Annotated in this window: 9 protein-coding genes; all 9 read left to right on the top strand. The window is 61.7% G+C overall.

Translation table 11 applies throughout. From position 1 onward, the window contains the following. Positions 1 to 189 precede the first annotated feature (189 nt). The 9 genes from AB4N47_RS15775 to AB4N47_RS15735 all read left to right on the top strand — a co-directional run bounded on the left by AB4N47_RS15775 (position 190) and on the right by AB4N47_RS15735 (position 14209). Positions 190 to 1752, top strand: coding sequence for a sigma-54-dependent phenylalanine hydroxylase transcriptional regulator PhhR (locus AB4N47_RS15775; RefSeq protein ID WP_016771113.1), 1563 nt, complete (start codon positions 190 to 192; stop codon positions 1750 to 1752). A gap of 344 nt (positions 1753 to 2096) precedes the next feature. Then, the gene (locus AB4N47_RS15770; protein WP_042607504.1) at positions 2097 to 2837 is read left to right on the top strand and encodes a flagellar basal body rod protein FlgF; all 741 of its coding nucleotides are present in this window, start codon (positions 2097 to 2099) and stop codon (positions 2835 to 2837) included. Between the two features lie 45 nt (positions 2838 to 2882). After that, positions 2883 to 3668: a flagellar basal-body rod protein FlgG gene (flgG, locus tag AB4N47_RS15765; protein WP_016771111.1), complete on the top strand. Its 786-nt coding sequence runs from the start codon at positions 2883 to 2885 to the stop codon at positions 3666 to 3668. A 51-nt stretch (positions 3669 to 3719) separates the two neighbouring features. After that, positions 3720 to 4415: a flagellar basal body L-ring protein FlgH gene (gene flgH / locus AB4N47_RS15760; protein ID WP_016771110.1), complete on the top strand. Its 696-nt coding sequence runs from the start codon at positions 3720 to 3722 to the stop codon at positions 4413 to 4415. A 27-nt stretch (positions 4416 to 4442) separates the two neighbouring features. Next, the gene (locus AB4N47_RS15755; protein ID WP_024012083.1) at positions 4443 to 5531 is read left to right on the top strand and encodes a flagellar basal body P-ring protein FlgI; all 1089 of its coding nucleotides are present in this window, start codon (positions 4443 to 4445) and stop codon (positions 5529 to 5531) included. An 11-nt stretch (positions 5532 to 5542) separates the two neighbouring features. Continuing rightward, positions 5543 to 6859 carry a flagellar assembly peptidoglycan hydrolase FlgJ gene (gene flgJ / locus AB4N47_RS15750; RefSeq protein WP_341638766.1) on the top strand — a complete coding sequence of 439 codons (1317 nt, stop codon included), beginning with the start codon at positions 5543 to 5545 and terminating at the stop codon, positions 6857 to 6859. Positions 6860 to 6884: 25 nt separating this feature from the next. Further along, entirely contained in the window at positions 6885 to 8930 is a 2046-nt protein-coding gene (gene flgK / locus AB4N47_RS15745; RefSeq protein ID WP_341638767.1) for a flagellar hook-associated protein FlgK, read from the top strand. A gap of 13 nt (positions 8931 to 8943) precedes the next feature. Continuing rightward, positions 8944 to 10512 (top strand): flagellar hook-associated protein 3, encoded by a 1569-nt coding sequence (locus tag AB4N47_RS15740; RefSeq protein WP_341638768.1) that lies wholly within the window; start codon positions 8944 to 8946, stop codon positions 10510 to 10512. A 109-nt stretch (positions 10513 to 10621) separates the two neighbouring features. Beyond that, positions 10622 to 14209, top strand: coding sequence for a glycosyltransferase (locus AB4N47_RS15735; RefSeq protein WP_460154270.1), 3588 nt, complete (start codon positions 10622 to 10624; stop codon positions 14207 to 14209). Positions 14210 to 14326: the final 117 nt, after the last annotated feature.

Below are 14326 nucleotides of genomic sequence, written 5' to 3'. Positions count from 1 at the left end.
CTTGACAACTATCTGCGTGCCTCGACAGAAAACTCTGCCTCGGGCGCGCCACAAAACCCTGTGGGAGCGAGCCTGCTCGCGAAAGCGGTCTGTATGACACATCGATTCTGGATGTGCTGGCGCCTTCGCGAGCAGGCTCGCTCCCACAAGGACATGTGTTTACTTCTCAAACCTGTCGGGCCTTTTTCTATGCGCATCAAAGTCCACTGCCAGAACCGCATCGGCATCCTGCGCGACATTCTCAATCTGCTGGTGGCGTACGGTATCAACGTTGCCCGCGGTGAAGTTGGCGGTGAGCATGGCAACGCGATCTACCTGCACTGCCCGAACCTGATCAACATCCAGTTCCAGGCGTTGCGCCCCAAGTTCGAGGCGATCGGCGGGGTGTTCGGGGTCAAGCGCGTCGGGCTGATGCCCAGTGAACGCCGGCACATGGAATTGAACGCACTGCTCGGCGCACTGGAGTTTCCGGTGCTGTCGATCGACATGGGCGGCTCGATCGTTGCGGCCAACCGCGCGGCGGCGCAGTTGCTCGGGGTGCGCGTCGATGAAGTGCCGGGGATTCCGCTGTCGCGCTACGCCGAGGATTTCGACCTGCCGGAACTGGTGCGCGCCAACAAATCGCGGATCAACGGCATGCGGGTCAAGGTCAAGGGCGACATCTTTCTCGCCGACATCGCGCCGCTGCAATCGGAACACGACGACAGCGAGGCCATGGCCGGCGCCGTACTGACGCTGCACCGCGCCGATCGGGTCGGCGAGCGAATCTACAATGTGCGCAAGCAAGAGCTGCGCGGGTTCGACAGCATCTTTCAAAGCTCGAAAGTCATGGCCGCTGTGGTCCGCGAAGCGCGGCGCATGGCGCCGCTGGATGCGCCGCTATTAATAGAAGGCGAAACCGGCACTGGCAAGGAACTGCTGGCGCGCGCCTGTCACCTCGCCAGCCCGCGCGGACAGTCACCGTTGATGGCGCTCAACTGCGCCGGACTGCCGGAGTCGATGGCCGAGACCGAACTGTTCGGCTACGGCCCCGGCGCTTTCGAAGGCGCTCGCGCTGAGGGCAAGCTTGGCCTGTTGGAGTTGACCGCTGGCGGCACGCTGTTTCTCGATGGCGTCGGCGAGATGAGCCCGCGTTTGCAGGTCAAGCTGCTGCGCTTTCTTCAGGACGGTTGCTTCCGTCGCGTCGGCAGTGATGAAGAGGTGTATCTGGACGTGCGGGTGATCTGCGCGACGCAGGTGGACTTGTCCGAATTGTGCGCGCGCGGCGAGTTTCGCCAGGATCTCTATCACCGCTTGAACGTGCTGTCGCTGCATATTCCGCCGCTGCGCGAATGCCTCGACGGTCTGACGCCGCTGGTTGAACACTTTCTCGACCAGGCCAGCCGGCAGATCGGTTGTCCGCTGCCGAAACTGGCCCCGGCGGCAATGGATCGCCTCAGCCATTACCACTGGCCGGGCAACGTGCGGCAGTTGGAAAACGTGCTGTTCCAGGCGGTTTCCCTGTGCGACGGCGGCACGGTCAAGGCCGAACATATTCGCCTGCCGGATTACGGCGTGCGTCAGCCGCTTGGCGATTTCTCCCTCGACGGAAGTCTGGACGAGATCGTCGGGCGTTTCGAGAAAGCGGTGCTGGAGCGGTTGTATTCCGAGCATCCCAGCAGTCGGCAGTTGGGCAAGCGGCTCGGTGTTTCGCACACGACGATTGCCAACAAGTTGCGTGAGTATGAGGTTGGCAAAACCTCCGAAAGCTAAGTAGAGCCTTTGTGGCGAGGGGATTTATCCCCGTTGGGCTGCGCAGCGGCCCCGCTTTTCCTTCACTGCGACCTCATTTGCAGGCTTGGCGACTGCTGCGCAGCCGAACGGGGATAAATCCCCTCGCCACAGGATCTCCATCCCCCGCCGAACTCAGGATTGCCACTAACCGGCATGATACCGCCGGTTTTTCGTCTTCGACCCATTTCAGATTCCCCCTCCGATCCCCTCAAGTCCCCTGTTTGCCGGGCCTTCGCCCGCCAATAAAAAGTTGGTCTGCAAATTGCTTATGGCTGAGCAGTACAGCGGTGGGCGGCAAACGTCCGGCATGCAGAGGAAACACAGTGGACAAGTACCTTTATGTGGCAATGACCGGCGCCAGCCAGAACGCACTGGCGCAGCGGGCGCATGCCAACAACCTGGCGAACATCTCCACCAACGGCTTCCAGCGCGACCTCGAGCAGGCGCGTTCGATGCCGGTGTTCGGTGACAGCTTTCCGGCGCGCGCGTTTGCCATGAGCGAACGTCCCGCCACCGACTTCACGCCGGGCTCGCTGGTGCAGACCGGGCGTGAACTCGACGTCGCGGTATCCGGCAACGGTTTCATCGCCGTGCAAAACCCCGGCGGCGGCGAAAGCTACGTGCGCACCGGCAGCCTCAACATCGACGCCCTCGGCGTATTGCGCGCCGGCAACGGCATGCCGGTGATCGGTAACGGCGGCCCGATCGCCGTGCCGCCCGAGCAGCAGGTCGAAGTCGGCGAAGACGGCACCATCAGCATTCGCGCAATGGGCGAAGGCCCCCGCGTCATGGCCGAAGTCGACCGGATCAAACTGGTCAACCCGGACATCAAGAACATGAACAAAGGCCTCGACGGTTCGATTTACACCAAGGACGGCCAGCCGGCGCAAGCCGACGCCAACGTCAAACTGGTCTCGGGTTTCCTCGAGTCGAGCAACGTCAATGCCGTGGAAGAAATGACTTCGGTGCTGGCCCTGGCCAAGCAGTTCGAGTTGCACGTCAAGATGATGAACACCGCCAAAGACGACGACCAGGCCATGGCTCGGGTCTTGCAGATCAGCTAATTATCAGAACGTCGCGCCGTAAAACAGGCGCACGAGGAGAATCGAATGCTTCCGGCTCTATGGGTTGCCAAAACCGGTCTGTCCGCCCAGGACACCAACCTGACCACCATTTCCAACAACCTGGCGAACGTTTCGACCACGGGTTTCAAACGTGACCGTGCCGAGTTCCAGGATCTGCTCTATCAGATCAAGCGTCAGCCAGGCGCCCAGTCGACCCAGGACAGCGAACTGCCGTCGGGTCTGCAAGTGGGTACCGGTGTGCGCATTGTCGGCACCCAGAAAAACTTCACCGCCGGCAGCCTGCAAACCACTGAGCAGCCGCTGGACATGGCCATCGACGGTCGCGGTTTCTTCCAGATCCTGCAGCCGGACGGCACCACGTCCTACACCCGTGACGGTACTTTCCACCTCGACTCCAATGGCCAGATCGTCAACGCCAGCGGTTTCGCGCTGGAGCCGGCGATCATCATCCCGAACGATGCGCAGACCTTCACCGTCGGCCGTGACGGCACCGTGTCGATCACCATCGCCGGCAACCCGGCCTCGCAAGTGATCGGCAACCTGCAGACCGCCGACTTCATCAACCCGGCCGGCCTGCAAGCCGTGGGCAACAACCTGTTCCTGGAAACCGCGGCTTCCGGCGCGCCACAGATCGGCACCCCGGGCCTGAACGGTTTCGGTACCACGCTGCAGAACACCCTGGAAACCTCGAACGTCAGCACCGTTGAAGAGATGGTCAACATGATCACCACTCAACGCGCCTACGAGATGAACTCCAAGGTGATCTCCACCGCCGACCAGATGCTCTCGTTCGTAACGCAGAATCTGTAATCCAGTCTTTGGGGCGGCCTGAGGTCGCCAGCAACACCGTGAGGTAGGGTCATGAAGCGCTTTGTATCTGTTCTGGCATTGAGTGGGGTCGTCTCGCTCGCGGGCTGCGTCGCCCCGACGCCCAAGCCCAATGACCCTTACTACGCCCCGGTGTTGCCGCGCACACCGTTGCCGGCGGCGGCCAACAACGGCTCGATCTATCAGGCCGGCTTCGAGCAGAACCTGTACAGCGACCGCAAGGCGTTCCGGGTCGGTGACATCATCACCATCACCCTGAACGAGCGCACCCAGGCAAGCAAGAACGCCAACTCGCAGATGGACAAGAACAGCGATAACTCGATCGGCCTGACCTCGTTGTTCGGCTCCAGCCTGACCACCAACAACCCGATTGGTGGCGGTGACCTGAGCCTCAACGCCGGCTACAGCGCCGACCGTTCGACCAAGGGCGACGCCAAGTCCGGGCAGAGCAACAGCCTGACCGGCTCCATCACCGTGACCGTCGCCGACGTGCTGCCCAACGGCATCATCGCCGTGCGTGGCGAGAAGTGGCTGACGCTCAACACCGGTGACGAACTGGTGCGCATCGCCGGCATGGTCCGCGCCGACGACATCGCGACCGACAACACCGTGTCGTCGACCCGTGTCGCCGATGCGCGCATCACCTACTCGGGTACCGGCGCGTTTGCCGATACGAGTCAGCCAGGCTGGTTCGACCGTTTCTTCCTCAGCCCGCTGTTCCCTTTCTAGGTGGCTACGTTGAATCTGAAAAGCCTTATGGTGGCCGCGTTGTTGATGTCTGCGGCGTTCACCGCACACGCCGAGCGGCTGAAAGACATCGCCAGCATTTCCGGCGTGCGCTCCAACCAGTTGATCGGTTACGGCCTGGTGGTCGGGCTTAACGGCACCGGTGACCAGACGACGCAGACCCCGTTCACCCTGCAGACCTTCAACAACATGCTCTCGCAGTTCGGCATCAAGGTGCCGCCGGGATCGGGCAACGTGCAGTTGAAGAACGTCGCGGCGGTGTCGGTGAGCGCCGATCTGCCAGCGTTTGCCAAACCGGGTCAGCAGGTCGACATCACCGTGTCCTCGATCGGTAACTCCAAGAGCCTGCGTGGCGGCACCTTGCTGCTGACGCCGCTCAAGGGTATCGACGGCAACGTCTATGCGATCGCTCAGGGCAACCTCGTGGTTGGCGGTTTCGACGCTGAAGGCCGCGATGGTTCGAAGATTACCGTCAACGTTCCGTCGGCCGGTCGCATTCCGGGCGGTGCGTCGGTGGAACGTGCGGTGCCGAGCGGTTTCAACCAGGGCAACAGCCTGACGCTGAACCTCAACCGCTCCGACTTCACCACCGCCAAGCGTATCGTCGACAAGGTCAACGACATGCTCGGCCCTGGCGTCGCCCAAGCCATCGACGGCGGATCGGTGCGGGTCACTGCGCCACTGGATCCGAGCCAGCGCGTCGACTACCTGTCGATCCTGGAAAACCTCGAAATCGATCCGGGGCAGGCGGTGGCGAAAGTCATCATCAACTCGCGCACCGGCACCATCGTCATCGGCCAGAACGTGAAAGTGTCGCCAGCCGCCGTGACCCACGGCAGCCTGACCGTGACCATCACCGAAGACCCGATCGTCAGCCAGCCGGGCCCGCTGTCCAACGGCCAGACCGCCGTCGTGCCGCGCTCGCGAGTGAATGCCGAACAGGAAGCCAAACCGATGTTCAAGTTCGGCCCGGGCACCACCCTCGACGAGATCGTCCGTGCGGTAAACCAGGTCGGCGCAGCACCGGGTGACCTGATGGCGATTCTCGAAGCTCTGAAGCAGGCCGGCGCATTGCAAGCCGACCTGATCGTGATCTGAGGCCGGCCACCATGGATATGCGCAAAAGCGGTCTGGTCAGCAGCAGCGATTCGGGTTCCTACTCCGACCTCAATCGTCTGAATCAGCTCAAGGTCGGCGACAAGAACAGCGACGAGAACATGCGCAAGGTGGCGCAGGAATTCGAGTCGCTGTTCCTCGGCGAAATGCTCAAGTCGATGCGCTCGGCCACCGAAGCGCTTGGTCAGGACAACCCGCTGAACACGCCGGCGGCCAAGCAGTATCAGGAAATGTACGACCAGCAGCTGGCGGTTTCCATGTCGCGGGAGGGCGGTGGTATCGGCCTGGCCGACGTGCTGATCCGCCAGATGTCGAAGAACAAACCGATGGCGCCGGGCGAGGCTGCGGCCGCGTCCGCCGCCAAGCAGCAGGAAGCGCTGGCCAAGGCCGCCGCCGTGCCGACGCCGATTGCCGCCGGCACCGTCGCCACCGGTCCGCTGTCCCGCGTCAACGGCGAGCGTCCGTTGTGGGCATCGCGCTCGGTGCATGCGCCGAACAACACCGATATTTCCCATCGCAACGACATGGCGCTGATCAACCAGCGGCGTCTGGCATTGCCGCCGAAACTGGCCGATCGCTTGCTCGCTGGTCTGGTGCCGTCGGCGCCGAGCGTGGCCACTGCCAGCACTGCGGCGGCAGCGACCAACGCCTTGCCGCAACGGGCCACGACCACCGCCGTCACAGGCTCCGGCGCGTTGTACAACGGCGACTGGCTGGCCCGTGCCGAAGAGCAGAAAGCTGCTGGCGGGCAGATGCAGGTCTATGGCCGCGCCATGGCGCAGATTCCGCTGGCACCGGCGAAGAAGGCCTTCAGTTCCGCCGACGAATTCGTCAACACCATGCTGCCGATGGCCAAGGAAGCCGCCGACCGCATCGGCGTCGATCCGCGTTATCTGGTGGCGCAAGCGGCACTGGAAACCGGTTGGGGCAAATCGGTCATGCGCGCTCAGGATGGCAGCAGCAGCCACAACCTGTTCGGCATCAAGGCGAGCAGCAACTGGAAGGGCGATTCGGCCCGCGCGATCACCAGCGAGTTCCGCAATGGCGCGATGGTCAAGGAGACGGCCGAGTTCCGTTCCTACGCCTCGTACAAGGACAGCTTCCACGATCTGGTGACGTTGCTGCAGAGCAACAATCGCTATCAAGAAGTGCTGAAGTCGGCCGATAACCCAGAACAGTTTGTACGCGAGTTGCAGAAGGCCGGTTACGCCACCGACCCGAACTACGCGACGAAGATTTCGCAAATTGCCAAGCAGATGAACAGTTTTGAAAACTACGCTGCGGCGGGTGTCTCCACCACGCCTTTATAAGGCACCAGGTAATAAGGTCTGAACCATGAGTTTGCTCAATATCGGGATGTCGGGACTGTCGGCCAGCCAGTCCTCTCTGGCTACGACAGGCAACAACATTGCCAACGTCGACACCGCCGGTTATTCACGTCAGCAAACCGTGCAGGGCACCAAGTCCTCGCAGCAGTACGGCAGCGTTTTCATCGGCACGGGCACGACCCTGGCCGACGTGCGCCGGGTGTACAACTCGTACCTGGAATCGCAGCTGCACACCGCGACTTCGCTGGACAGCGAATCGGCCGCGTTCCTCAAGCAGGCGACGCCGCTGGACGCCATGCTGTCGGACACCAACACCGGCCTGACCGGTGTGCTGCAGAAATTCTTCACCTCGATGCAGGGCGTATCGACGTCGGCCACCGATGACACTTCGCGTCAGTCGGTGCTGACCGGTGCGCAGGCGCTGACCAGCCGTTTCAATACCCTGGCCAAGCAGCTCAACGATCAGAACACCACGATCAACGGCAGCCTCGGCGACATGACCGCCCAGGTGAACAAGCTCGCCACGGCGATCGCCAATCTCAACCAGAAGATCGGCGAAATCTCCACCAGTGGCGGGGCGCCGAATGACCTGCTCGACAGCCGTAACGAAGCCGTGCGTCAGCTCTCCGAACTGACCGGTGCCCAGGTCGTCGAGCGCGGCACCAGCTTCGACATTTATGTCGGCAGCGGTCAGCCGCTGGTCATCGGCAACACCACCAACAGCCTGAGCATGGTCGCGAGCAAGACCGACCCGTCGCGCATGTCGATCCAGATGGATCGCGGTTCGAGCACCATCGACATCACTTCGGTGATCAGTGGCGGCGAAATCGGCGGTCTGCTGACCTATCGCAAGGAAGTCCTCGACCCGTCGCTCAACGAGCTCGGTCGCGTCGCTCTGGTGATTGCCGATCAGATCAACAGCCAGCAAGCCCAGGGCATCGACAAGAACGGTGACTTCGGCGCGGCGATTTTCAACAACATCAACAGTGCCGCGCTGATCAGTCAGCGCAGCATTGCGAAGGACGGCAACAGCGCCGGTTCGGGCAACCTCGATGTGACCATCAAGGACACCGGCAAGCTGACCACCAGCGACTATCAGGTGACCTTCACCAGCGCCACCGATTACACCGTCAAGCGTTCCGACGGCACCGATCTGGGCGCATTCAGCACCACGACCAATCCGCCGCCAGTGATCGACGGTTTCACCCTGGCCTTGAATGGCGGCGCGCTGAGCGCGGGTGACTCGTTCAAAATCACGCCGACCCGCAACGCGGCGGCGAGCATTCAGACGGTCCTGACCGATCCGAAGAAAATCGCTGCGGCAGGTCCGCTGACCGGCGTCGCCAGTGCCAACGGTCTGGGCACTTACACCCAGCCGACGCTCAGCGACAAGATCGACATCTACAACCCGACCGCCCAGGCTGACATGCAGGCAGCGTTGAAGAATTCGACGCCGGTCAAACTGGTGTTCGGCGCAGCCAGCGGCGGCAGCCAGTCGTACAATCTGGTCGACGCCAAGGGCGCGACCATCGGCACCGGCACCATCGTGCCCGGCCAGTCGAACACGCTGAACCTGAAAGTCGGCATCGTTGACGCCAGCGGCAACCCGGTGATGGACACTACCGTCACGCCGAACGTGCAGAAGACTTTCACCGTGCAGACCACCGTGGGCGGCACGCCGAAATCCGGCGAGACCTTCACCATGAACCTGACCGGCGCGGCGTCTTCGGACAACCGCAACGCCCAGGCACTGGTCGCATTGCAAACCAAACAGACCGTGGACACCGGTTCGGCGAGCAAGGGCATCAGCCTGACTGACGCCTATAACACCCTGGTGACCAACGTCGGTACCAAGACCGCCCAAGGCAAGTCCGACAGCGCCGCGACCACGGCGATTCTGGACAACGCCAAGGGTGCCCGCGATTCGCTTTCCGGGGTCAACCTGGACGAAGAAACCGGCAACCTGGTCAAGTACCAGCAGTACTACACAGCGTCTTCGCAGATCATCAAAGCTGCGCAGGAAACTTTCGCCACGCTGATCAACAGCCTTTAAGGAGTCGTAATTCATGCGCATTTCCACCGCCCAGTATTACGGAACGCAAGCTTCGGATTATCAGCGTAACTTCAACAAGGCTGTCGCCACCGCGAGCGAGGCGAGCAGCCTGCAACGCATCAACACCGCCGCCGATGATCCGATCGGTGCCGGGCGCTTGCTGCAATTGGGCCAGCAGGCAGCGATGCTCGATCAGTACAAGACCAACGTCAACACCACCAAAAGTGCGTTGAACGTGCAGGAGTCCACGCTGGATTCGATCACCACGGCGTTGGCCCGTGCCAAGGAACTTGCGCTGGCCGCGAACAACGGCACGATCACCGACAAGGACCGCCAGGCGTACGCCTCGGAGATGGGCGAGATCCAGCAACAAGTGCTGGGCCTGATGAACGCCAAGGATGCCAACGGCAACTACCTGTTCTCCGGTTCGAAAACCGATACCGCGCCGTACTCGAAGAATTCTGACGGCACATTCAGCTACAACGGCGACCAGACCACCATCGATCTGGGCATCGGCGACGGCATGACCGTGGGTACCAACACCACCGGTTGGGACGCGTTCCAGCAGACCATCAACACCGGCCGCACCAACACCAAGATGACTGCTCCAGCCGTGGATGACGGCCGTGTCGTGCTGTCCAACGGCACCGTCGGCACTGCCGCTACCTACGACGCCAAGTTCACTGCCGGGCAGCCGTACACCATCGATTTCGTCAGCAGCACCCAGCTGAAGATCACCGATGCGCTGGGCAACGATGTGACCGCCGAAGCGAGCCAGAATGGCTTGATCAGCAACAGCAGCGGCGCCAACCAGACCGTCAGCTTCCGTGGCGTCGACCTCAAGCTGAACGTCAACCTGAAGGCCGGCGATACCAATCCCGACGCCGTTATCGCAGGGCACAGCTTCCAGCTGTCGGCTTCGCCGGACTCGTTCACCACCACGCGTAATCCGGGTAACCCGTCGACCAGCGTTATCACCGGTTCGACCATCACCGATCAGGCGGCCTACACCGCAGCGTTTCCGCAGGGCGGCGCAGTGCTCAAGTTCACCAGCGCTACTGCGTTCGATCTTTATGCCGCGCCAGTGACGGCCGACAGCAAGCCGGTTTCGTCGGGCACGGTGGCCGGCGGTAACGCGACTGCTGCCGGGGTGACTTTCGCTCTGGGCAACACGCCGGCTGCGGGTGATCAGTTCTCGATCCAGCCGAACAATCACCAGACCCAGAACGTGCTCGACACCCTGGGCCAGATGATCACTGCACTGAACACGCCGGTCGATGGCGATCCGGTTGCCAAGCAGAAATTGCAGGGCGCGATGGAGGCGGGCCTCGGCAACATCGACGCTGCCGCCAATCAGATCGGCACCGCAGTCACCACCATTGGTGCGCGCGGCCAGGCCTTGGACATGCAGGCCATCACCAACGACAGCCTGACCACGGCCAACAGCACGACCCAGGGTTCGATCCGTGATTCCGATCCGGCTGAAGTCATGACCCGTCTGACCCTGCAACAGACCATGCTGCAAGCCGCGCAACTGGCGTTCAGCAAGATCAGTCAGTTGGGTCTGTTCAACAAGATCTGATGATTGGCGGGCGCGTGCGCGCCCGCCAACGTTGTGCCTCTGTTAATGATTTTTTGCGGTATCAAGGGCTCGTTTTTGCGAGCGGGCTCGTACCGCCTGTGAGCCCGCCGTGAATTCACTTCCTCTCGTCAGCATTGCCATCCCTGCGTTCAATCCGCGCTTTTTCGAGCGCACGCTGAACAGTGCCGTCAGCCAGACTTACAGCAATCTCGACATCGTCGTGTGCGATGACAGTCGTGGGGACGAGATCAAGGACATCGTCAGCCTGGTCATGGAGCAAACCGGGGCCCAGGTGCGCTACGTTCGCAATCCACAGACGCTGGGGCTGGTGGGCAACCTGAAAGCCTGCCTCGAACAGGCGCGCGGCGAGTTCATCAAGTTCCTGTGTGACGATGACCTGCTGTATTCGGCCTGTATCGAACAGCAAGCCCATGAGTTACAGCGCGAAGAAGTCAGTCTGGTGATCGCTCAGCGGCTGCTGTGGGACGCCAACGACATCATTCTGCCGGCCCGTTTGGAAAACAGCTCGCTATCACCCGTGAGCGCCTTGCTCAAAGGCGACGATGTGCTGAGCATTTTCGAAAAATTCCCGGTCAACGTCCTCGGCGGCTTCAGCAGTGCGTTGTTCCGGCGTGCCGATGTCGCCGAACTGTTGCCCGCTCTGACTGAAGCAGGTGCATGCTTCGTCGCGACCCTGGATTTTGCCTTGTACGTGTGTTTGTTGCGGCGCGGCAACATGGTGACGTCGAACAATGTCCTGAGCGCCGAGCGACTTTACCCTGAGCGCCTGAGCGCGCAGCAACCGATGAAGGATGCTGCCGAGGTTGAGCGCGAGTGGCTTTCGCAAATGCTCAAAGTGCGCAGCGGCGAGTCGGCGCCCGCAAAGGGCTGGGTTCGCTACGTGCGACTGACGAGCGCCGACGAGTCGCCTCGCGTTTGGGAAGAACTGCCGCTGAGCCGTACCCTTGGTACCAAGCAAAGCCGCCAGGAACTGGGTGTGGGTGTCGATAGCTTCAGTTTCGGCGAGCTCTATGCGCAGTGGCTGGCGTGTCGGGTGCTGACCGAGGCGCAGCGCCAATGGTTGCCGGAAACGCTTGCTGGCTGGCCGCAGCAGCCGAGGATCGTGCCGATCGTCATCGATGCGCAGGGTAGCCGCGACGGTCTCGAGCGCACCCTGCAAGCGCTCGCTGCACAGGACTATCCACCGGAGCTGGTGCTGGTACTGTCCGTAGCCTGTACCGAAGCAGTGTTGCAGGATCGCGTGTTCCACATGCCGTTGCAGGATGACGGTCTGGAGCAGATCAATACGCTGTTGCCGCAACTCGAAGGCGCCGACTGGTTCTATCTGCTGCAACCGGGAGATCGCCCGGTGGCACCGGCATTGCTGGTGATGGCCGATCGCATCGCGCATTCGCGGTCGCTTACGTGTCTGTACAGTGATGAAGGCAGCGTGCGCGCCGGCGAATCGGCGGAACCGGCGTTCAAACCGGACTTCAACCTCGACCTCATGCGCAGTTATCCGTACGTCGGCCGAGCGCTGGCATTCCAGCGCGAACGCTTCCTTGCGCTCGGTGGATTTGCGCCAACGTTCGCCGAACTGGCGCCACACGACATGCTCTGGCGGATGGTCGAAAGCGATGGCCTGCAGGTTGTCGGACATATCGCCGAGGTATTGCTGGAGTCGAAATTCGACCTGTCGCAATGGCTCACCGAGCCTGGCGTGGTAGAGCAAAGTCGGCGAATTCTCGAGGCGCATCTGCAGCGCCTCGGCATTGCTCATGAAATCCGCCAGAACGGACTGCTCAATCGTGTCGACTACCGTCACGCGCAGCGCCCTCTGGTGTCGGTAATCATCGTCACTCAGGACCAGACTGCCGCCTTGCAGCGCTGTGTCGAAACGCTGCTGGAGAAAACCGCCTACACCGAGTACGAATTGCTCCTGGTCGATAACGGCAGCGAAAGCGCCGAAGCGCGGGCGTGGCTGGACGGCATGGCGCAGCTGGGCAGCGACCGGATTCGCGTGCTGCGGTATGCGCAAAAGGACAATGCCGCTGCTGTGCACAACTTCGCCGCGCGCCAGGCGCGCGGTGAGTACATGCTGATGCTCAATGCCTTTGCGGTGATTACTCAGGCCGACTGGCTCGACGAACTGCTCAATCACGCGCAACGTCCTGAAGTCGGGGTGGTTGGCGCCAAGCTGTTCAACCCGGACGGTGGCGTGCTGCACGCCGGTCTCATCCTGGGGCTGAATGGGCCGGCGGGACTGCCGTTCTACGGCCAGCCGATGCAGTCGGACGGGTATATGCACCGACTGCAAGCTGTGCATGATCTGAGCGCGGTCGGTGGCGACTGCCTGATGATTCGCAAATCGGTATTCGAAGCGGCCGGCGGTCTTGATGAGCAGGATTTCAAGCAAACGCTCAGTGTCGTGGATCTGTGCCTGCGCATTGGCCGCGACGGTTACCTGGTGGTGATGAACCCGCACGCCGTGCTGGCGGTGGGTACGCAGCCAGTTATCGCGGCGACGGAGCAAGAGCAAGCGCAGCACGCCGAGGAGAAGGACACCTTCTATCAACGCTGGCTGCCACTGGTTGCGCGCGACCCGGCCTATAACGTCAACCTGACGTTGCAGGGCGTTGGCGCCAGCAACTTCAGCCTTGAACCGGGCCTGCGTACTGGCTGGAGCGCGTTCTCCAAGGCGCAACTGCCGAACGTGCTCGCGGTTCCGATCAATGCTTCTGCCATCGGTCACTACCGCATGAGTCAGCCAATGATCGAGCTGGAAGCGGCCAACCGGGTGGAGGGACGGGTCTGCTACGGCTTACCGTCGATCATCGATATCGAGCGTCAGTCCCCCGATGTGATCGTCCTGCAAGGGCGCTATTCGGAGCATGCCATTGATGAAATTCCGCCGCTGAAGAAGTTCTTCAATGCCCGACGGATTTTCGAACTCGACGACTATGTCATCGACGTTCCCCATCGCAATGCACATATCCGTAACATGCCGGGCAAGTCGGACATGGAGCGTATGGTGCGCCGAGCGATCGGCCTGTGCGATCGCGTGGTCGTTTCAACCGCGCCACTGGCCAACGCGCTGTCGGACATGCACCACGACATACGCGTGGTGCCGAACATGTTGGCTCAGGATTTGTGGGGACACCTGCGCAGCCAGCGTCGCACCTCGAAAAAGCCCCGGGTCGGCTGGGGGGGCGGCACCAGTCACCATGGCGATCTGGCAGTGATCGCCGACGTGGTGCGCGAACTGGCCAACGAAGTCGACTGGGTTTTCTTCGGCATGTGCCCGGATGATTTGCTGCCGTACATGCATGAGTTTCACGGAGTGATCCCGCTGGATGTCTATCCGGCAAAACTGGCCAGCCTGAACCTCGATCTGGCGCTGGCACCGCTGGAGTTCCACATCTTCAACGACTGCAAGAGCAATCTGCGGCTGCTCGAGTATGGCGCCTGCGGTTTTCCGGTGGTCTGTACCGATACCGAGGCCTATCGCGGCTACTTGCCGTGCACGCGGGTCAAGACCAACACGACCGATGAGTGGCTGCAAGCGATCCGCATGCATCTGGCTGACCCGGATGCCAGTTATCGCATGGGCGATGAACTGCGTGAGGTGGTGCTGCGAGACTATGTTCTGCGCGGCGATAACTTGCGCCATTGGGAGTATGGCTGGCTGGCGGATTGAATTGCCCGCAAGGCTTCATTGAAAGGCGATCTCTCGGGTCGCCTTTTTCACAGGTTCATTGATTTGTTTGAGTCGATCAGCGAGGGAATGCGCTCCGGACAGGCAACGCCCGCACTG

The sequence above is a fragment of the Pseudomonas sp. S3_G06 genome, from assembly GCF_054667565.1.
The sequence above is the reverse complement of the archived record's forward strand: the minus strand, read 5'-3'. Positions and strand labels throughout refer to the sequence as shown.

What these genes read in the sequence shown, in the direction of transcription:
- AB4N47_RS15740 (WP_341638768.1), top strand. Translation starts at nt 8,944, where the DNA reads ATGCGCATTTCCACCGCCCAGTATTACGGAACGCAAGCTTCGGATTAT.
- AB4N47_RS15755 (WP_024012083.1), top strand. Translation starts at nt 4,443, where the DNA reads ATGGTGGCCGCGTTGTTGATGTCTGCGGCGTTCACCGCACACGCCGAG.
- flgK (WP_341638767.1), top strand. Translation starts at nt 6,885, where the DNA reads ATGAGTTTGCTCAATATCGGGATGTCGGGACTGTCGGCCAGCCAGTCC.
- flgJ (WP_341638766.1), top strand. Translation starts at nt 5,543, where the DNA reads ATGGATATGCGCAAAAGCGGTCTGGTCAGCAGCAGCGATTCGGGTTCC.
- flgH (WP_016771110.1), top strand. Translation starts at nt 3,720, where the DNA reads ATGAAGCGCTTTGTATCTGTTCTGGCATTGAGTGGGGTCGTCTCGCTC.
- flgG (WP_016771111.1), top strand. Translation starts at nt 2,883, where the DNA reads ATGCTTCCGGCTCTATGGGTTGCCAAAACCGGTCTGTCCGCCCAGGAC.
- AB4N47_RS15775 (WP_016771113.1), top strand. Translation starts at nt 190, where the DNA reads ATGCGCATCAAAGTCCACTGCCAGAACCGCATCGGCATCCTGCGCGAC.